Below are 20,193 nucleotides of genomic sequence, written 5' to 3' on the forward strand. Positions count from 1 at the left end.
ACCTCTTTTGTAATTAAAATGGTATATATCCTTTATTAAAGTCATGTTATTATTTCTAATTCATACGCTCTAACATACTTATATCGCCAGACTGTATTGCCTGAATATTCTTTTTAATTCGTTCTTCTTCCCAGTCCCACCATCTGATTTCTTCAAGTTTCTGAATCGTTCCTTCATCAAATCGTTTACGAATTGGCTTTGCCGGTACTCCTCCAACTACCGTATATGAAGGCACATCTTTTGTTACCACTGCACGAGCGCCTATAATTGCGCCATCACCGATTGTTACACCAGACAAAATAACTGCTTCATATCCAATCCACACATCATTTCCAATTACAATATCACCCTTATTATCCCATGCATCGCATATATTCTTTGCATCCAATCCCCATTCTTCAAAGAAAACAGGAAACGGATACGTAGATAACGATTTCATTGCGTGATTTGCACTGGTAAATAAAAATTTTGCCCCACATGCAATAGAACAGAATTTTCCAATTTTTAGCTTATCCTTATTAACAGGATAATGATACAAAACATTATTTTTTTCAAAATCAATCGGATCATGTACAAAATCGTTGTATATTGTATAATCCCCTACCTCTATATCAGGGGTATTTATAACATTTTTCTACATTTCCTGTAGAAAATGATCCATGTGATCTTCCAGAAGCCTTATCACCCGACTCTTGTCATCTACTCCATCATATATGCTGTAAAGCAAAAAAATAGGTCCATAAAAATCAAGTGCTGTCTGTCTGGCTTTTCTTGTATCCCCCAGCATATCCGAGAACAAAGCTTCTATATAAGTTAATGGTCCACCTGCAAGATAATTCTGATATAACTGTGCCATCTGCGGCTCCCTGTACTGTTCCAATGTCAGCATCTTACGGAAACAGGATGAAAACTCTTCCTCTGTCCAGTGAAGAAACTGCACCTTTGTAAACTGCTTAATTTTATCAAATGCTGTTTCTTTATACTCGGCCACAACCTTTTCCAGATCGCCCTCCGGCATTTCATACCGCTTTACTCTCTCCATATCCAGTTCATTCATTTTGTCAATAATACTGTCCAATATCTCCTGCTTGCTTTTATAATGCTTATACAATGCAGCCTTGGTTACTCCAAGCTTTGAAGCAATATCATTCATGGATGTTCCCATATATCCGCTCTGTGCAAATAATTTTAAAGCTTCTTCCAGTATTTTGTCCTTTGTATTCTTTTCTTTAATCTCCACACTTGTCTCCTAAATCAGCCTCATCAATCGGTTACCTTTTGGCCACTTTATTATAGTTACCTATCGGTTACTTGTCAACAGTTATTATTTAAAAATAGAAAAGAACATCGTTAACTGCCTATCAAACTCTTCCACTTCCTGCTCGTCAACCAGATAGCCCTCCGGCAATCCGTGATAACGGATACCATACTCGCTTGCCTGTCTGAAACCACTCTTACCATAAAAATCAATATTCTCCTTCATGATATTATATTTTACAAAATCATCCAATGACACCGTCTCATACTTTTCAGGCATTCTCTCTTTATCATCCTCCGGCATATCATGATCTGATGCCTGCTCACTATCCTGTTGCTTCATCCGCTCCACAATACAGTTAAAAATATCTTTTTTGCTCTTATAATGATGGTATAATCTCCTTTTGTCATACCAAGTTCTCCTGCTATCTGGCTGACTGAGGCAGCCTCGTAACCATCCCTGGCGAAAAGATTAAGTGCCGCAATTAATATTTCTTCTTTCCTATTACTCATACTAATAACCTCTGGGCAAAAAATAAACGACCGTTTACACTTTTATTTTAGTAAACGTTCGTTTATTTGCCAAGGCTTCATTTTTTAACATTTAAGCAAAACCTGAAATGTTCTCATATCGGCTTTTACACAAAACAAATAAACTATAGCCGAACGGTATATTTGTTTGCATAATATACCATTCGGCTATGCCTATCATAAATAAATTTACTTACTAACAGAAACATCCATAATACAATCTATCTGATCATAATCTATTGATGATTTTTATTCGACCACAAAACAACCTTCAAAAAATCAAAAAAGTAATTTTTCGAATGGATGCAGATTAGGAGTGTTGGGAGTAAGAACCGTTTGCTATGTTATCGTTAATCGGTCCGACATCCAATCTTTTGCTAAAGATAAATACGCCAAATTTATCAAAGCAAAAAACAATAAGAAAAAAGCAAAAGATGTCAAAAAGAGGCTAAAATCCAATGTTGATCTTACAAACCCAGGCAGCATTAATTGCTCGGATTCAGATCTTGACTGAGAGGCCTTAACTACCATCATTTTCACCATCTAGCCAAAAGCCCAAAAATTTTCTCTATTCATTATAAAAATATATATTTTTTTCACAATTAATAAGAGAAAAAAGTGGGTTTTTGGCCACAACACCCCGCAAACCCGCATAAAACCTAGGTTTTTCGCTGGCCAAAAACATTTTCAAAAGTGGGCAGAAACCCACTTTTTTTGGCCATTTGACCAAAATTCTCCAAAATCCATTCCAAAAATTTGCATAAAAAATGACCAGAACCCACAAAAAGTGGGTAACTGGCCAAAAATTTTTATAAAAGTGGGCAGAGATTTTTAGTCGTTTTTAAGGTGTTCAAAGGCAATCCAAGTATCATATCGATCATATGTGTCATTGTATCCATATCCCATATCAACACTATATTTTGTGGATTCATATTTGCAAGCTATGTCGCCATTATCATTCTGTATCTTAAAGATTTCTTTATTATATCCACTGGATTTAACGAATTCAACATATTTATTAAATTCATCTTCAGTACACCCGCTAATGCTAATATAATACTGCATTTCATTATTTGTCAGTACCTGACATTCCCCACTAACAAAAATATCATCATACTTTGGAACTACTTCTTCCCATCCGTACTCATCTACTTCTGCTTCCTCTACAAGAGTTGTCCCGGTCTTACCAGAACTGTCACCACTTCCACCGTTATTACTGCTATTATCAGAGCATCCAACAGCAAACACAGCGACTGCCAAACCCATAATCAATAAAGCCTTTCTCATATCCTTCTACCTTCTTCAATATGTATAAAATATAAATTGATTATAGTCTGTCTACATCCGGGCTGTCAACCAAATCTGACACGTCACTACAAAGAATTACTGAAAAGCCATTAATACCGCTTACTCCATATACAGTATTCAAAGTATTCTTAGCATTTATCTCTTTAAGAGTGACACAATAATCATCAACACACTTTTTAATAGTTGCTAGGCTAAGCGTTATAATGTAGACAAATACGCTGTCAAATATATGGCAGGACATCAGATTAAAGACGTAACGGAAGCTATCTACACAAAACGCAAGCCAGAATGGTTACAAACTAAAATAAGAAAAATAATATAGCCTTTTTATAATGTAGAAATGTCCAAATCCCTACTTCATTCCATAAATATGGCGAACAAATACAATAGTAGCAAAATCCCCGGAAGTAACCTTCCGGGGATAATTATTCTTTATTTAGCTTCGGACATCCACTCAACTAAATTCAAGCTTCGCTCACGCTCGCTTTCATTAAGTTGCTTTCGGTCTAGAACTTACCAGCCTTTGCAGCTTCCTCTACGGAAACAAGAAACATAGGAAATAAGCCACTTTTCAGCCCAAAATGTAGGAATAATGAAGAAATATCCTACACTCAGGCACTTTCAACTACTCTTTATTGAGTTTATTATACTGACTTGTGCTGATTCCAATGAGTGCACCAACCAGAGTATCGATTGCCGTAATTGTACCTACGATCTCCTCGCCGTAAGGGAGTCCCCAAATCTGAGAAATCGCAAAGTAGAATGTGCCGATCGCAGGAAGAACGCATAATGCAATCCACTTTAATACGTTGTATACTTTATCATTAAGCTGCATGTTTTTCATCTCCTTTACTAAAATTCTCTGAATGAATTGGTAACTTCTCAACCTCTTCCATAATACGTTTCGCTGATCCGTTGCCACCCATTTTTGAATATGGCTCATATAAATACACTTTGAGATTTTCGTATTCATCTTGTGTAATATATGCTGGATCTCGATCAATATAACCTGTTCCTAAAAACATAATACGATCGTGTGCCAATCCAAGAAGCAATTCTTTTTCGGCATTGTTCCGGCTTACTTTATTCGTAATAAACGCCCATAACCCTGATGAAGCTAATACCGAACAAAGAATAGTTACAATTATCTGCGTCATTTTGATTGTATTCCTTCCTTATTATATAATTGCAATCCACTTCACACTTGTGTTTCCATTGTCGGTTCTTGTTACATACAAATCAAAGCCCGTTGTAGCGATATTGGTTGCTGAACAACCTTTGAATATCGTTCCGGGAACAGCTGTAAGTGGATTAAGGAGTACTATAGGAGCACTTGCCATTTCTTTCGGAAAATCGACATGTGTCGCTGTTGGGGTATTTGCTTTGGCGGAACATGTTATCGTACCTTTTTGCATAGTGTGACCGTTGAAACTATTTGCCTGTACGTCTCCTTTTTCTGTGACTACCATAGCATTTGATCTATCGGTATCCTCTGTGCCGTTTCCTACTACAAATAACGCATCATCACGCTCGGCACTGTATTTACCGATTGCGGTTTGATAGTCTTTTGAGGCGATTGTGCAATAGCCACCGGAGTGAGAAGCTTTGCCGGATGCGGTAGATAAATATCCTTCGGCATGTGCAGCATATCCAGATGCCATTGTATTAGCACCTTCTGAATGAGAATAATCACCGGATGCTCCGAGCATAGATTGTCTTGCGTTATATCCTTCGGCATGTGCAGCATATCCAGATGCCGTAGTTAAAGCTCCTTCTGCGTGAGAATATTTACCGGATGCCGTTGTATAAAAACCTTCTGATACCGATAATTCACCGATTTTGTGAATTTCATCTGATCGTCGATACCCGAATGTAAAATACGGCGAATATTTTGTTATAACTGTTCCATCATCATCCACGCTCTGAACGTTTCCACAATAAATCTTGCAAATGCTACCACCGTTACTTGAATCAAAAAATTCTGCACCATCTTTCGTGATTTTTATATTCTTTTTTGGCCCAATTTCAACTTCTTCCCCAAAACTGGCTACAACATCTTCTCCACTTTTCACATTCACGTTCTCGTTACTTACCTCAAGTGTTTTAGCGGATGCGGAATCGCCAAGCTTAATGTTGCCGTCCTTAAAAGTGATATAGTCTGTATGTTTACTGATATTCGCATCTTTTCCATTCAGAATCTTGTCCCAGTTCATCTGCCAGCCCTCTGTTGTCTGCTGAAATGTCGTTACGGTTTTTTCGACATTTGTGGCTTTATTGTAAGCCGCTTTTGCTGCTTCGTAACTGCTGGATTTCGATACTGCCGAATATGAGAACGAATCATCACTCATGACAGTCAAATCCACAAAATATAAGGTACTGGTAGATCCGCTTGTATAGTTTGGTTCCGTTGTAGACCAACTATCTCCAGGCGGATTAGTAGTCGGCTTACTTGGGGATGATTCGGTCGATGACTGCAATAAATAATATCGAACAGTCTTCTCAATATCTATGATCTTTGATATGGTGATCTCGTCTTTCGCTTTAGCCATATTACATTCCTCCTATTCGAGCTGACAAGTATATGCCTGTGAATTATTGACATCAGAAGCAGATACTGTGAGTGTTTTTGCTGTCTTCACAAGTGTTGCTCCTTTATACCATTTGATACTACCGAGAGATCCGCATACACCAGCATCGGTAATGGACTGCTCAACTCCGCCTTTGAATACATGTGCCGTTAATACTGTCGAACCATTGTTGTTCTTAAATACTATACCATTACTTGACGTAATCGTAAGATTAATCGCATCGGCTCCTGCCGCACCATCTTTTCCATTTTGACCATTTGTACCGGCTTTAGCAACCGCAAATGAGAACTTCTTATTTACAGTAATACCATCAACTACAACAGGGATTGTTGCTTCGCAAGCTACCGCAATCGTTGCAGTTGTTGTAAATGTAATTTTAGCTTTTGAAGTTCCACTGTTTTCGACTGTGGCTGAAATACCGGTTGGACATGTTATTGCCTTTGCATCAACGGTCACCGAAGAACACTGATTCTGTCCGCAGAATGCCACCGCTTCAGTAGAGCAAGTCTGTCCAGCTGCAACGCCCGCTGTCCCTCCTACAAATGTATATGCTTCACTCGTAAGCATTACTGAATATGCATCAGTTACATCAATCATTGTAATCTGATCTGCTGCTTTTATAGCCATATTTGAATTTCCTCCTTAATCAGTAATAAGTTCACACATGAAAGTAACTTTTGTATCTACATCATTCGGTGAAAGGGTAAAAGAAAATCCGCCATTACCCATTCTCGAGTCGGCGGATGATATAATCCCATACGTTTCTTCGTCAAGTCTTTGCCACTTCCATTGAATATAAGCTGTGTTTCCATATACTTCATGTAATTTGTCTATATCGGTTATTCGATCTTTTCCATGATATACAACAACCGATAACACGGTCGATATAGCATTATTTTTAAATACAGTACCTCGCGATGATTCGATTCTCAACAAAGTTGTAATTTCGTCTCGTACTGTATCGATATCATTTTTAATTTTGTCAATGGTATCTGAAATATCAACATCGATACCGTCACTACTTTTTATAGATAATGACTCAACTGCAATATCTAACTTGAATTTGCCGTTTTGTTCTTTAAAATATCGAATATAATTTGCCGAATCGCCAAATGAAATCTGACCAGAATTATCGAGATATATACCTCTGGTAGTATTAAGCACTGATTCTTTTACTCCAGAAAATATAGCATCTTTAGAAATGTGAAAACCGCCAATAGTTGCCCCGAAAGCAACCAAGTCATCAACTGAGATTTTAGTAGCAGTAATGGATTTTGCTTTTATAACGCTGCCGTTCAAACTGTTAAAATCTGTCTGCTCTTTTTCTATTGTATTTCCATCTGTATTAAGCTTGTAGTACAGTCCATCTTCACCCTTAACCACAAGCTTATCCGCCACAATGGTATTACCTTTAATCAAGTCACCGCTGATAGTTACTCCAACTAATTCGCCAGTTATTGATCCATGATCAATTACAATATCTTTAATCAAACCGGATTCAGAATATAGATATTTCATAGCAGCTTCTCCTATATTAGAGAAGTCTATATTTGCATATTTTAATTCTGCTGTCTCAGCATCCAATTTATCTGTCTTAAGACTTGAAATATCAGCTGATTGAGCTGTTAATGTCTGGTTTATTGTGACATTGTCAGCTTCTAAGCTATCGATTCTGGCTTTCTCTGCTTCTAATGTCTTAACATCAGCCTTATCTGTCTTAAGACTTGAAATATCAGCTGATTGAGCTGTTAATGTCTGGTTTATTGTAACGTTATCCGCTTCTAAAACACTAATTCTGGCTCTTTCTGCTTCGAGATCGCTAGTGCTCACCTTGTCTGCTACAATTTCTTTTAATTCATTTACATCATCGCTTCTTGCTGATGGTGATGATGCATTACCGACAATTGTTGCGGTATGGTTCTGTATCATGACCATAACACGTTCTTTATTAATAACATCAGCCGTTGTTGAAACTGGTGTTAATAATTCAGACCCATCAAGCTTGACCATGACCTCGTCGTTTCTTTTCTCTACTGTTCCATACATTACAGATCCAGTATTCTTTGTTTCTCGAGGCGACATCACTTCAATAAACTTTGAGATCAAGTTATTTGAAAGATCCATTTAGTCACCTCCACATGTTTTGCGTAAATACTGCTTTTTCCGATACAGAACACCCAGACTCACAAGTTATTGTTTGACTTACAACCTTAGCTTTAATTCCGGTAAGTCCTGCTCGCTGATAGTTTAGCATCACACAATCCCCAAGTTTAACTGGGCAATAACCGTGAGTGTATGATACAGATAATTCGACATTGGAAAGTGATTCTAACAGCTGTTCTGCATATTCATCTACTTCGGCCTTCGTCGGGTTTCCGATCAAAGATGGGCTTGTTTCACGATATACTACTTCTCGTCCACGATTTATTGTGGATATAGGACTACTGCGTTTGTTGTTTACTGCTCTTGCATAGTATGTCGTTTTTGTGGTTGAACAAACAACTTCAACTACATTGGGAATACCATATAAATCGCGAGTAAATTCTACATCTGGTTCCAAGATTGAGCTGTTGTCATCATTATATGTCCATACATGATTCAAAGCAGCAATACTTCTGACCGGCTTGTAAATTAATCTGGATAACGAATCCAATCCTAATTCAAATTTAGAATTAGCGCATAGATCTCGTTCATAACTAAGACATGTATCATCGGCATTGGCAACGAACGCAGCAGTTAGTTTATCGTTGTTTGATGCAGATATTACTGGTGCACGCATGTTGGATTTTGCAATAAGATATGCGCTGTCCATTACGTTTTCACCTTTGTTCAGTGAATAACCTATCGGCATCAACTTTTCTTTCAGTTCAATTAACGGAGTATATCCGTCTAAAGTGATCGATGATACTTTGCCATCGAAACTTTCCTCTGGGGTTTGAACAAGGAATGTTCCTAATGGTGTTCGTTCCATGATTCCATTTTGAATCGTTACCAGATAAATCCGAACATAACACTCATCTAACCTCTCAATAGTCGGAATTGAAGCCGACCCCAATGTTTCTAAACTTGAATCTCGATTAATGGTCGTTCCTGGAAGGATACAATCTATTTTCGATTCATCCAACCAGGAAACAGGATCTACTAAATAATATTCATACGTTTGTGTCATAGATTTTGTCCAATCTGGCATAGTACATCCTCCTATTTTTCACCATCAACTCTGGTTATGTCCAATGTTACCGGTATTACAACTTCGCAATGAGTCTGATTGAATGATACCTTAACGCTTGCCCAGTATCCGCTACCTGATGGTTCTCGAACATATACATGTCCCATCCAATGAGCAAGTCTTCTTAGCGCATAAAGCGTCTCTTTATCATCTTTTGGTATGTCTGTACTCCATGTTGCTGTCTCACCAACCTGTGTTCCGTAATAATCAACTGGATGCGCTCGACCAACATATTCTTTAAACACTACATCAGGATTATAACTATCCGAAACATTGACATTATACATAAGTCTTAATAAAGATCCAGTCCAAACTGGTTGCTCTGGTTCACTATTTTCTGTTGCATCAAAAAATGTCCATTCTTCATTCCACTGAATAATTATTGCTTTTTCAAGAATTGGTATCGACACATCCGAATACCCAGATTCTCCCGTGGACGTATTCGTCGCTACTATTCTGTATCTAGCGTAATCCAACGATGGATGTGGATCGGGTACACCTGCTGAATACAGATTTTTTAAACCAGTTGCTATTTCCGTAAACGTTCCATCAAATTCCCGTCTGTATACTGATAATGTCACATTGTTTATCAATTCTCCGTTTTCATTTGTGCAAAAAGGAACTATTGACACTTCGGCGGTATCAGGGTTATATGCTATTGAAGCATCGGGATTATAATTTGAAGCTTTCCATCTCGCTGTAAATGTCTCTGAGTCCTGTGCAGACAATCCTGAATTCATGCTCACAGTTACTGTAAGTTCGTATTTTTTTCCCGGATCAAGATTAACATCTCCCGCATTCAACGAATATGGTGGTAGATCAGCGTTCTTTCCTTTCATATTTTTATATGAAGAAAATATAACTTGATTTTTCTTAACATACGCAACCATTCCTGTACTATCAACAGTCTGATATGATTGGAGCGATTTTATCGATATCTGGCATCCTATCGGAGTCTGTCTATCGGGTGCGGTAGTCATACTTATCTTTAATGGGTATGCAGTCATATAACCATCATCATTTACAGACGTTGTCATATTCACAGTTGGTTCATCATGTATTGTAACAACTCGTTTTTCTGACCATGGCCCGAATTCTTCGGTTATTCCGGCGGTTCTTATTTGCCAAGTGACGACAACCCCATTGGCGTATTTAGACATAAGAGCTAAAGTTTTAAGATTGAATAAATTTCCAAAATTGTAAGGAAACTTTGAATTGCTCTGTGACTTTTTCACCAAATCAGCTAAAGTTATATAACTATTTGCGTTGTTTTTCTTTATGTTGTCATCAATATCAAACACTGTCTCGTCAGTATGATCGAACCACATTCTTAACTGTGCATGTGTCTGATCAGAATTGTCTGAGCTGTTATACATCCAATACAGTTTTACTTCATTTTGAACGGCATCTTTTACAGTTGCTGTCGTTACATTTGACCATGTCGTAGGAGCAGTTGGTTTGCTGCCTAATACAATTGAAAAAACTTTTGTCCAATTGGAATCTCCGCCAGCATTGCTTGCCTTGATTCTGAAGAAGTACTCGGTCCCTTCTGTCAATCCAGTTATTTCAGCATGACCCACAACAGCATCGATCGTTACTGACGATACATTGCTAGGGGAACTGTCAAAATATCCTTCTCGTTCCGTATACTCGATTGTATATGACGTAGCATTATCAACATTTTTCCAATCGATATAAACCGAATTCTTTGATAGTGCTTTTTTCTCAAGTATTGATGGAGGTTTATGTGGTGCTGAAACCAGATCATAAACGAAATTTGACCAATCACTATATTCTTTTTCAGAAGAATTAAATAATTCGCCGAGGTTTAACGGAGATAAAGTGAAAAAGTTAAGAGTTTTTGAAGAACCAACTATATTAACAGCTCTGCACTTTATGCTATACGTTTCCCCTGCTGCAACAGGGCCAATGGACGCTATAGCTCTTGCGTTTTGTACATAAGCGTAAGTTTTTTTATATGCTTTATTTGGTGCCGAATCTTTATAGACTACAAATTCGATCATATCAGTCTGTGAATCGGTTATATCTGTAACCGTAGCTGTGATCATGTACTGATCAATCGTTGCCTGTAATGAACTTGGTGCACTTGGCTTTGGATTTACAGTTATAGCATAATCGATATCCTCTGCATCACCAGTCCAGTAACTTTTTGTAACCTCAGTCGTCGTCTTTTTGGTGGTTACTTTCTGTTTATATGTTTTGGATACTGGTTTTACTTTAACTCGTATCTTTTTTGCATTTTCTGGTGGAGAATATAGTGCATTTTTTAACTTTACATCTGATGATCCGCCATCAAACCATACTCCATCGCCGCTTGAATAGTACCACTGTACTGTGTAATGATCGATATTATCAATCGGAACTAATGCGGAACTTGCCGTTCCAGATGATTGTATGTATTTTGCATTGACTGCACTATTAAGAGTTTTTGTCTTTGCTTTATTTTTGCCTAAAGTAACTCTATCCGCCGAAACCGCGGATACAATCCATTCGTCAGATATAACCGAAGCCGGAACTGCGGCACCGTTATAGTAAACAGCACCGCTTTTAAGCTTAACCTTCGTTCCGACTCGTATGGTACTACTTGTAGCATTAATTTTTGGCTCTTTGAAGTCCCAAGACGCAAAATATGTTCCACTGACTCCGGTTTGAGGTTTAATGGTCAAGTCAATAACTCTTTTTCCCATGATTATGCTCTCCTTCCGATTCTCGTAGCTCTAACAAGTGTATCTATCGCACTTGCAACTTCGCTTCCATCGCTATAAGTGATACCATTTATTGTGTAAGTATTACCAGGTGTCATGTTAAACTTATCTCCAAGTTTTCCGATAGCTGAAATAATGTCATCATTTGCCCCATTTTGATTATTTGCCATTTTACTTGCATACTGAGCATTTGCTCGAAGTGCAATAGATCCGTTTCCATTGAACATGTTTGTAATCATGCTAGCGCTTGCCAACACATCACTTGTATCAACAACTGGACGAATTGTAGGCTCATAATCGAAATTGGATGCGTCTAATGATTCTCCTATCTGAGAAATGACTGCCTGTGTATTCTGCAATGCTGAACTAGCCATTGCTCTTGACGATCTATCAGCTAAATAGCTGAATCGGTCAATTCCATTAACAAATCCCATGACAGTATAGTAACCAATCTTGGTAAACTTCCTTGATGGGGATTTGACTTCTAGCTCTTTTCTTGCTGCTGTCTCGGCATCCTTTGCCATTTGACGAACTTTTGAAATGCCTTTCCATGCATGATCGTCAACACCATTAGCAAACCCATCAACAATGTAACTACCCGCAGAATAAAAACTACTATAGTACGATCTTACATAAGACAGTGATGTACGCATAATTGAACTTACAGCAGTTGTTGCCTGATTGGCATTAATAGCGATTCCATTACGGAGTGATTCTATCAATGTTTTACCAGCTTCTAAGAACTGTTGTTTTTTACTTTCTATATTGATAACAATCCCCTGAAGCAGTTCGTTTACCGCCATAGATACTCGTCCATCCGAATCTGTAAACGATGCCACAAATCCGTCAAGACTGACTGATCCGATATTATTGAGGTTATCGATGAAAGTACTTAATCCCGACACATCTGTATCGTCTATTCCTGATACGAGATCGTACAATCCCTGAACCTGTGCGGTGAAAGCTGCTAAAGAAACAGTGTCAACATCTACAACCTCTTTGGCAAACTTCTTCATATTCTTACCGAAGTCTTTGAGTGAGCTTCCAAACTTCTTGAGTTTCTTGAATTTGGAATCTTCCGTTCCGCTCAGTTTGCTATGAAGATCTGCAAGGATGTTTCCTGCTCTGGCGGCCGAATCGACTGCGTCCTGATTAATGTTACCAGACACTTCTTCCGAGAAATCTACCATTGCTTGCCCAAATTTAAGGATCTTTTCACCAAATGTAGCAAGATCTTTTTGACCTTTAAATTTTTGTATTATGCCGTCTATAGGATCTATAGAAGATTGTAATGTGGTTAGCATTGTTCCTGCGTTAGCGGCTGCCTGAATGCTTTCTAAACTAATATTACCGGTAACCGTTCCTGAGAACTCTTTAATGGCATTACCAAATGCTACAATATTGGTAGCAAAAGTACCCATATCCTGTTCGCCAGTGTATAACTGCCATACACCGTCTGACTTAGGAAGAGAACTATTCAACTCAGCAAGCATCTTACCGGCATTTGAAGCATCTTCTACTCCCTGTGGGTCTACTTTTCCGGCTACTGTACCAGAGAATTCAACAATTGCATTGCCAAATTTCACTATATTAGTCGAAAACGTATCCATATGCGATTCGCCAGTTATTGCCTGAACAAATCCGCCTTCTTTTGGTAATTCTTTATTCAATGCTGCAAGCATCTTACCTGCATTAGCCGCATCCTGAACTGCATCACCATCCACCTTGCCTTTTACAGTTGAAGAGAATTCAGCAATAGCTTCGCCAAATCCCACCATCTGAGTTCCAAATTCATCAAATTTCACTCCACCAGTAAACCATGATGTTAACTGATCAAGTAAATTTGCTGCGGTAAGAACAAGTAATGCTTCTGCCATAGATTTAACACCATCCATAGCTGCCGGATCAATATCATTTGCCATTTTGAAGAATGATGAGGCATTCTCCATAAACTGTGACAGTTTTGTACCTATTTCGGGTAAACCATCAGCAACACCTGTCATGAATCCGCTGACAATATTTCCGAAGAACGATCCAATCGCATTACCTATCTTCTCAATAACCGGTATTCCTTTATCGAGGAACTCCTCTAACTGAGGCACCTTTTCCATCAGAGCACCGATTCCGACAATTAATCCACCTATCCCAGCGATTAATGTTGCCAATGCTCCAATACCGATAAATGCTGACGCGCCCATAGTTCCAACAACACCTAAGATGACTAATGCGCCGGACATAGCCACTAGCAATGTAGATAATGCAATTGCAGTTGGTATTGATGCCTCAACACCTAATTTGTCCATCGCTCCAAGGATAACTGCGAGTTCTGCTACAACCAGGCCCATCAAAGCCATGTAACCAATTGCTTTTGCATCTGTACCTTTGGCTAAGCCGAGGACAAGCATTGCTGCTGCCATAGCATTAAGAAGTACTCCTAATGAAATAGCTGTCTGAATAGATCCTTCTACATTTAAAGCATCCATTACTCCAAGTATCGTTCCGAGTATTGCAACAACTCCTGACATTACAAGCATGTTACTCATAACTGATTTGTCAATTTTCTTTGCCTGTCCAAGGATAACAAATGCAGTTGCCATAGAGTTGAGTAGTAAACCAATAGCTGTCGCTGATTGGATAGATCCCTCGAGATTAAGTGCCGACATAGCACTAAGAATGAGCGCCAGCACGCCAACAACACCCGTCATCGTATAAAGATTATCGGTAACGGTTTTGGAAATTCTATCTGTTTTGCCAAGTATTGCTATAGATGAAGCAAATGCCAGCAATAAAACAGATAATGCTGCTGATGACTTGATCGCCGAATTTCCATTAAGGAATGACATAGCGGTAATAATACCCGCTAATAACGCAACAACCCCCATCATGGTACCAAGAGTCCGTATCATCTGTTTTGTATTCTTTGAAACGTGGGTTACTTTTATCATTAACGCGAATGTTGCCATGACCGATGTCAACGCAAGTGAAGCCGCAGCCAACCGTTCAGGTTTTATGAATGATAAAGCTACTATAGCCCCAACTAATAATCCTATCGCAACAGTCATAACAACCAAATCATTCTTACAATCTTTTGCATATTTTGTCACAGCGATCAGCCCGGCAAATAATAATTCCAATACGGCTACTGCTGCTAAAGCCCGACCAAGTCCATCCGGCTCAATCTTGCTTAATACAAACAACACTCCTGTAAGTACTACGAGCGCACCGGACATCATGAGCAACATTGCTCCGGCTTTTGCTGCATTCTCACCAGCAAAATTTGATACTGCGATAAGAGCCGCAAACATCAATTCCATTTTGATTATTACGCTCATTCCTCGACTGATCTCATCATCACTTATGTAACTTATAAGCTTGATAACTCCGACCATTGCCATCAGAGCTATTGAAATCTTGAGAATCATGCTTCCGGCTTTTTTACCATTTGCTCCGGCATACTGTGATACTTTCACAATTGCTTTGAACAATACACCAAGTACGCCTACAACAATTGTACCTTTTACGATTTCGTCAGCTTCAAGCTTCCCGGCGAGTTTAATAACTCCAACCATTATTATCAAAGCAAATGACATCTTAAGCAACATAGCTCCGGCTTTTTTACCATTTGCTCCTGCGTGCTCTGAAACTTTAACCATAACAGCGAAGAATGTGCCAAGTAATCCGATTACGGTTAGCCCTTTCACAATCCCTGATGCTTCAAGTCCATCAACCTGTTTGATAACTCTTACCATAACAAGTAATGCTACTGACATAGCAAGCATAGTCTTTCCTGAACCAGCAATATCAACAGGTCCTTTAGAAAAATTGCTCAGTGCTAATGCTACAGTAGTCAATAAGGCAAGTATTCCAGTTATACAGAGTAAATTTGTCTTCATCTGATCCGGATTCATGCCATTAAGTTTGGACATAGCTTCGGATACCAGTAATAATGATGCACCTATAGCAAGGATTGAAACCGTAGGCTTGCTGAAATCACCAAACTTATCTATTTTAGATAATGCAAGAGATAAGCCAACTAATGTAGCTGCCATTATACCAATAGTTATAACAGCTCTCTCTAACGAATCCTCGTCAACTTTGGATAGTACAACGAGAGATGCCGCTAACACACCAATTGCAAGAGCCATGTTAAGAATTCCTTTTGATACTGTCTCAAAATTCTTGGCTTTTGTTCTTTGAGTTATAGAAGCACTAATTGAATCAAATACTGATCCAAAACTTGTAAGTAATTTCCCAACACCTTTAGCTGGTGCTGAAAATGCCTCAACGGCTTTAGAAAGGGTCTTAAATCCATCTGCCATCTTATAGGTTATAGCAAGCATTCCTGCACCTACACCAACCGCAAATACTTTTCCAAAATTGATTTCTTTTATACTACTAATGCATTTCTTACCAAGTGATTTAATAGTATTTAGTACAGTTGAAAAACCATTTTGAATTCCGTTGACTAATCCCTGAATAATGAACTGACCAATTTCAAAGAATTTTGTTGATGGTGAATGAATACCAAGAACATCACGGATACCCTCAAGAAGCATCTTACCGAGCTCTACTATTGACTGAACCGCTGTCGTTGCGCCATTCTTTATGCCATTAACAAGCCCTTTAAGTATGTATTCTGGTATGTTATCAGCTGCTTTTAATCCGTCAATCCAATTCTTCACAGCATCTGCCGCTTTCTGGAGATGAGGACCAAGCTTATCCATCGCTTTTCCAAACAAATTACTGAAATCGGTAGCGTCTCTCAAATCTACAAGGAAATCTCCCAATTTAGCAGTAACAGATAACAGATCAATGTTGAAATATTTCAGAAGTGTCGATATAACTTTAATTCCGAATTTTAAACCACCGCCGAGAACATTTGTAACCATATCAAGCAATGCAATGACACCTTTGATCGTTCGTTTCAGTTTATCGGCAGTATCATCGCTCATAACTAAATGCTTTGAGAATCTGTTAATGCTCTCAGCTAAGTTATATAATGTATCAGAATTGATAGGGTCAAACATTTCAGAGAATGCCTGTTTGAATGTTTTCGCAAACTTTATACATCCCTTTATGCTATTGCCCAAGGAATCAAGAATTAATTCTTTTCCGCTTGGTTTCTCTAACTGAGTGATTAACTCACTCAATGGTGTTCCCGTTTTTTCAGCTTCCTTTGCAAGTTCTTTCAGTTTCTTTACCTGCTCATCGGTATATCCGGCATTCTTCAATTCACTATCGGATAAACTTGCGATAGCTTCTGTAAGTTCTTCAGCGCTTAATGTAGTATTTGACCAATTATGTCCGTTTCTTTCCCATACTTTATTCACAAGACCCTGCACGGTTGCAAAGTCATATCCGGCTTCTGTCAAAGCCTTCATTCGTTTCTCGTTGTCATTATTTCCAAAATCGCCTCTAATGACTCTTCCTACTACATCATTGAAGTACTCTACTTTATCGGTTATGTCATCTGTCGCTTTAGACGCTTCTGTTTCAGCACCGGCTAACTTCTTTATTGTTTCTATTATAATACTGCCCGATAATTTACCTGCTGCAAATACTTTACCGATCGTGCCGTATTTACTGATCAGATCGTCGACTGCAATACCATGGCTTTTGGCAACTTCTATAAGTTTGTTGTTGAAATCCTCTTCGGTAACCCCAGCCGATGTGATCCGGGAAATGAGGTTATCCCATTTTGAATTCAAACCACTAAACTTTTCGAATATTTTACTTACATCTATACCATTAACGAATTTTGTTAATGCATTAGCCGCTCTTGTTACACCGGTAGTGAATACCTGTGCAAATGGTCCGATATTTGCCTTAACATCATTGATCTTAACTCGTAACGCATTGAACAATTCTACAAGTGGACCATTCTGTTTAATCAATGGGCTAATAAACTCAGCGCCTATTCTTGAAAGGGCTGACTTTACATTTGACATTGCACCGTTGAATGTCTCATTTGCTTTCTTTGCATGTTCACCGAATGTCTCGTCCATAGCTGTCGCAAAAGTATCGAAATCGATTTTTCCCTTTGACACCATATCACGAACATCCGCTTCGGTAACTTTAGCGCCATTTCCAACTTTTGTAAGATACTCAGCCAATGTTGCGGCTGCATTCATACCTCTGCCTGACAACTGAAGTAACTGGTCACCCATCATTCTTCCCTGCCCAGCTATCTGTGTATAAATTCGACCGATATCTTCATATGAGCTATTGGTCATGGCTGCAACACCCGAGATACCTCGAAGTGCACTCTTCATGGAATCTCCAGCTCGCATGCCTGATGCTGCCAACTGTGATGCTACTTTTGCCGCCGCATCCAAACCATATGCAGTTCCATCTACACCGTAACTAACATCTTCCATTACTGCGGCAACATCTTTTTCATTCTTAAGCAAACCCATTAACTGAAAGTTTGCATTTTCCAAATTCATTGCTCTGGAAATACCGCCAGATTTTATGGTGCTGGTAATGTAGCTGTTTGTTTTCTTGAAAAGAGAGATTACAGAATCTGTAACATTTTCAACAACCCTCATTCCTACAATTCCAAACGTGGAAAATCTTTTTTGCAACTGTTCCACGCCGGATGCAATATGATCAAGAGATATGTTGTTTGCAGCTCGAGATACATCCTGAAGCCCTTTTGTTGCACCATCGAGTTTGAGTTTCTGTTTTAATCGGTCGAGCGATGACATAGTAGTTTTGACATTTTTCTCAAAATTACGGTTGTCAAATCGCATCTCGACGACTTTTTCGTCAATAGTCGTACTCATCTCTTAGTGATCTCCTTCCACGCAGAATCTGCGATTTCGTCAAAAATAGGCTGAATAGAAGGATTGATATAATCTCTGCCTTCTACCCAGCCACCGGTTCCTGTTCCATGCCCATACTGAAGAATGATCGCTATTGGCACATCATTTTGAATATTTGAATTATGAAATGAAATTGACGCTGATCCGTCTTTATTCTCGATTTTGTAATACCAAGAACTTGCTGTTTTTCCTGTATCTTTTGGCGTCGCAGCAGCCAATGCTTCAACACCGGCGCGACCATACTTATTGAGGTCACCAAGATGTATTACTTCCTTAGCTCGTTCAAGGAAATTAGTGAGATTTGAAAAGTCTCCTTTTTGTATAAAACTAATCATATCAATCCCTCATTTCGTTTATATCTTTTTACATAAAAAAGACGGTCAGCTGTGACACCATACCGTCCTTAAAAATTTCAAGTTATTTCAAGCAATTTTTTCCATGTTCTATTCTTTGCTGTTATTTCTCCGTCAGCTATACAACCATTAGCTTTCTGAAATGCTTTGACACCGCCGTCAAATTTCGTTCCGGCAATACCATCAACTACCCCGCAATTATAGCCGATGCTGTTTAAATACTTTTGAATGGGCTTTACAACAGCGTGTTTATTGTTTTTCGTCTTGCTTACTGTAACAGTCTTACTTAATGTTTCATTTCCAGCAATACCGTCAACCTTTGCACCTATGGCTTTCTGCACATCTTTTACGAATTGCATATGCGAGTATTTGGTAGATTTTTTTTCTTTGCTTTCTGAGATCGATTTGTTAAACAATTTCTGTTCTGCTGCACGTCTTTTTGTAAGTCCGTTTAATACTTTTCCACCGGCTTTATTATAAAGTAAGATTTTTTCTGAAATGATTTCCGCGTTTCTTCCGGTAACAAGCGTTTTTAAACTACCTGCTCCACAGTTATAACAGAATGATGTCAATGCTCCATACTGATTATCATTTGGCGTAAATGTTGTCACATACCGGTCGACATATGCAGAATATTTTTTTAAATCCTCTGTCAGATATTTTTCTGCCTGTGCCTGTGAGATTTTCATTCCACGTTTTACGCCGGCCGTATGCCCGTACCCAATTGTCCAAACACCAACCGAATCCTGATAGGAAGTCAATCGACAACCTTCAAATTTTTTAATCAAAGCTATCGTCTCTTTGTTTATTGTTCTTCCCATTTAATCATCCTTTCGTGTTAAATTTCTTTCTACGCTCAGCATTAATTCTGGCATACATCGCCGTAGTATCTTTTTTACTCATCTTTTTCTTTGGTTGTCGATCAAGCATACAGACTTTGATCTGATCGATTAATCTGTTCAAATGCCATTTCTCACATTCTAAAGGCATTTGAAGTTCGAACATCCAACTATATATATCCTCGGCAGTGATAAACTGATCGTTCAGTCTGCTTTTTTGTTCGTTTGTGAACACGGTTGCCGTCATTTTTCGATATATATAATCGTTGAGTGCTTTAATGTTTTGTTCGGTCATGCTTTTATATGCATATGGATCAACATTCTTGTTTAATGTCATGCATTTGAAATAATCGATGGATTCTTCATAACTTAATTTTGTGGAGAGGAAAGGTTTATTCCACCTTGCCTCCCACTTCTGAAGAGACACCAAAGAATGCTCCATCGTTAAAGTTGCACCTTTAAACTCATAAAATTCGTTTGTTTGGTCACTATAAAATTCCCTCGGTGGGATTGTTATTTCAATCATTCTTCAGTACTC

At 38.6% G+C, this 20,193-nt stretch carries 16 protein-coding genes; all 16 read right to left on the minus strand.

The annotated features are described in order from the left end of the window. Positions 1-55: 55 nt before the first annotated feature. The 16 genes from WKT03_RS04705 to WKT03_RS04780 all read right to left on the minus strand — a co-directional run bounded on the left by WKT03_RS04705 (position 56) and on the right by WKT03_RS04780 (position 20,181). Positions 56-625 (minus strand): CatB-related O-acetyltransferase, encoded by a 570-nt coding sequence (locus tag WKT03_RS04705; protein WP_340391066.1) that lies wholly within the window; start codon positions 623-625, stop codon positions 56-58. Between the two features lie 9 nt (positions 626-634). Beyond that, the gene (locus WKT03_RS04710) at positions 635-1,240 is read right to left on the minus strand and encodes a TetR/AcrR family transcriptional regulator (protein WP_340390977.1); all 606 of its coding nucleotides are present in this window, start codon (positions 1,238-1,240) and stop codon (positions 635-637) included. An 84-nt stretch (positions 1,241-1,324) separates the two neighbouring features. Beyond that, positions 1,325-1,600, minus strand: coding sequence for a hypothetical protein (locus WKT03_RS04715; protein ID WP_243000371.1), 276 nt, complete (start codon positions 1,598-1,600; stop codon positions 1,325-1,327). Then, positions 1,597-1,770 (minus strand): TetR/AcrR family transcriptional regulator, encoded by a 174-nt coding sequence (locus WKT03_RS04720; protein ID WP_262529231.1) that lies wholly within the window; start codon positions 1,768-1,770, stop codon positions 1,597-1,599. The genes WKT03_RS04715 and WKT03_RS04720 overlap by 4 nt, the downstream gene beginning before the upstream one ends. An 849-nt stretch (positions 1,771-2,619) precedes the next feature. Continuing rightward, the gene (locus tag WKT03_RS04725) at positions 2,620-3,075 is read right to left on the minus strand and encodes a hypothetical protein (RefSeq protein ID WP_340390978.1); all 456 of its coding nucleotides are present in this window, start codon (positions 3,073-3,075) and stop codon (positions 2,620-2,622) included. Positions 3,076-3,721: 646 nt separating this feature from the next. Continuing rightward, positions 3,722-3,931 (minus strand): phage holin, encoded by a 210-nt coding sequence (locus WKT03_RS04730; protein WP_340390979.1) that lies wholly within the window; start codon positions 3,929-3,931, stop codon positions 3,722-3,724. Further along, complete coding sequence (locus WKT03_RS04735; RefSeq protein ID WP_340390980.1) at positions 3,921-4,253, minus strand: hypothetical protein; 333 nt, start codon at positions 4,251-4,253, stop codon at positions 3,921-3,923. Before WKT03_RS04735 ends, WKT03_RS04730 begins: the two co-directional genes overlap by 11 nt. A 21-nt stretch (positions 4,254-4,274) precedes the next feature. After that, a complete protein-coding gene (locus WKT03_RS04740; RefSeq protein WP_340390981.1) occupies positions 4,275-5,645 on the minus strand; it encodes a hypothetical protein in 1,371 nt (456 codons plus the stop codon). Between the two features lie 12 nt (positions 5,646-5,657). Next, entirely contained in the window at positions 5,658-6,311 is a 654-nt protein-coding gene (locus tag WKT03_RS04745) for a hypothetical protein (protein WP_340390982.1), read from the minus strand. A 15-nt stretch (positions 6,312-6,326) separates the two neighbouring features. Next, positions 6,327-7,808, minus strand: coding sequence for a hypothetical protein (locus WKT03_RS04750; protein ID WP_340390983.1), 1,482 nt, complete (start codon positions 7,806-7,808; stop codon positions 6,327-6,329). 4 nt (positions 7,809-7,812) lie between these two features. Further along, complete coding sequence (locus tag WKT03_RS04755) at positions 7,813-8,874, minus strand: hypothetical protein (protein ID WP_340390984.1); 1,062 nt, start codon at positions 8,872-8,874, stop codon at positions 7,813-7,815. A gap of 11 nt (positions 8,875-8,885) precedes the next feature. Then, complete coding sequence (locus WKT03_RS04760; RefSeq protein ID WP_340390985.1) at positions 8,886-11,621, minus strand: fibronectin type III domain-containing protein; 2,736 nt, start codon at positions 11,619-11,621, stop codon at positions 8,886-8,888. 2 nt (positions 11,622-11,623) lie between these two features. After that, positions 11,624-18,424, minus strand: a complete 6,801-nt coding sequence (locus WKT03_RS04765; RefSeq protein WP_340390986.1) for a tape measure protein — start codon at positions 18,422-18,424, stop codon at positions 11,624-11,626. After that, positions 18,421-18,798 carry an HK97 gp10 family phage protein gene (locus tag WKT03_RS04770; protein WP_340390987.1) on the minus strand — a complete coding sequence of 126 codons (378 nt, stop codon included), beginning with the start codon at positions 18,796-18,798 and terminating at the stop codon, positions 18,421-18,423. The genes WKT03_RS04765 and WKT03_RS04770 overlap by 4 nt, the downstream gene beginning before the upstream one ends. A 77-nt stretch (positions 18,799-18,875) precedes the next feature. Further along, positions 18,876-19,637 carry a glycoside hydrolase family protein gene (locus WKT03_RS04775; RefSeq protein WP_340390988.1) on the minus strand — a complete coding sequence of 254 codons (762 nt, stop codon included), beginning with the start codon at positions 19,635-19,637 and terminating at the stop codon, positions 18,876-18,878. A 4-nt stretch (positions 19,638-19,641) separates the two neighbouring features. After that, positions 19,642-20,181, minus strand: coding sequence for a hypothetical protein (locus WKT03_RS04780; protein WP_340390989.1), 540 nt, complete (start codon positions 20,179-20,181; stop codon positions 19,642-19,644). Positions 20,182-20,193 lie beyond the last annotated feature (12 nt).

It is taken from the genome of Coprococcus sp. HCN-4056, from assembly GCF_037892645.1.
Lineage (GTDB): Bacteria > Bacillota > Clostridia > Lachnospirales > Lachnospiraceae > Coprococcus > Coprococcus ammoniilyticus.

What these genes read in the sequence shown, in the direction of transcription:
- WKT03_RS04715 (WP_243000371.1), bottom strand. Translation starts at nt 1,600, where the DNA reads ATGAAGCAACAGGATAGTGAGCAGGCATCAGATCATGATATGCCGGAG.
- WKT03_RS04720 (WP_262529231.1), bottom strand. Translation starts at nt 1,770, where the DNA reads ATGAGTAATAGGAAAGAAGAAATATTAATTGCGGCACTTAATCTTTTC.
- WKT03_RS04725 (WP_340390978.1), bottom strand. Translation starts at nt 3,075, where the DNA reads ATGAGAAAGGCTTTATTGATTATGGGTTTGGCAGTCGCTGTGTTTGCT.
- WKT03_RS04730 (WP_340390979.1), bottom strand. Translation starts at nt 3,931, where the DNA reads ATGCAGCTTAATGATAAAGTATACAACGTATTAAAGTGGATTGCATTA.
- WKT03_RS04735 (WP_340390980.1), bottom strand. Translation starts at nt 4,253, where the DNA reads ATGACGCAGATAATTGTAACTATTCTTTGTTCGGTATTAGCTTCATCA.
- WKT03_RS04740 (WP_340390981.1), bottom strand. Translation starts at nt 5,645, where the DNA reads ATGGCTAAAGCGAAAGACGAGATCACCATATCAAAGATCATAGATATT.
- WKT03_RS04745 (WP_340390982.1), bottom strand. Translation starts at nt 6,311, where the DNA reads ATGGCTATAAAAGCAGCAGATCAGATTACAATGATTGATGTAACTGAT.
- WKT03_RS04750 (WP_340390983.1), bottom strand. Translation starts at nt 7,808, where the DNA reads ATGGATCTTTCAAATAACTTGATCTCAAAGTTTATTGAAGTGATGTCG.
- WKT03_RS04755 (WP_340390984.1), bottom strand. Translation starts at nt 8,874, where the DNA reads ATGCCAGATTGGACAAAATCTATGACACAAACGTATGAATATTATTTA.
- WKT03_RS04760 (WP_340390985.1), bottom strand. Translation starts at nt 11,621, where the DNA reads ATGGGAAAAAGAGTTATTGACTTGACCATTAAACCTCAAACCGGAGTC.
- WKT03_RS04765 (WP_340390986.1), bottom strand. Translation starts at nt 18,424, where the DNA reads ATGAGTACGACTATTGACGAAAAAGTCGTCGAGATGCGATTTGACAAC.
- WKT03_RS04770 (WP_340390987.1), bottom strand. Translation starts at nt 18,798, where the DNA reads ATGATTAGTTTTATACAAAAAGGAGACTTTTCAAATCTCACTAATTTC.
- WKT03_RS04775 (WP_340390988.1), bottom strand. Translation starts at nt 19,637, where the DNA reads ATGGGAAGAACAATAAACAAAGAGACGATAGCTTTGATTAAAAAATTT.
- WKT03_RS04780 (WP_340390989.1), bottom strand. Translation starts at nt 20,181, where the DNA reads ATGATTGAAATAACAATCCCACCGAGGGAATTTTATAGTGACCAAACA.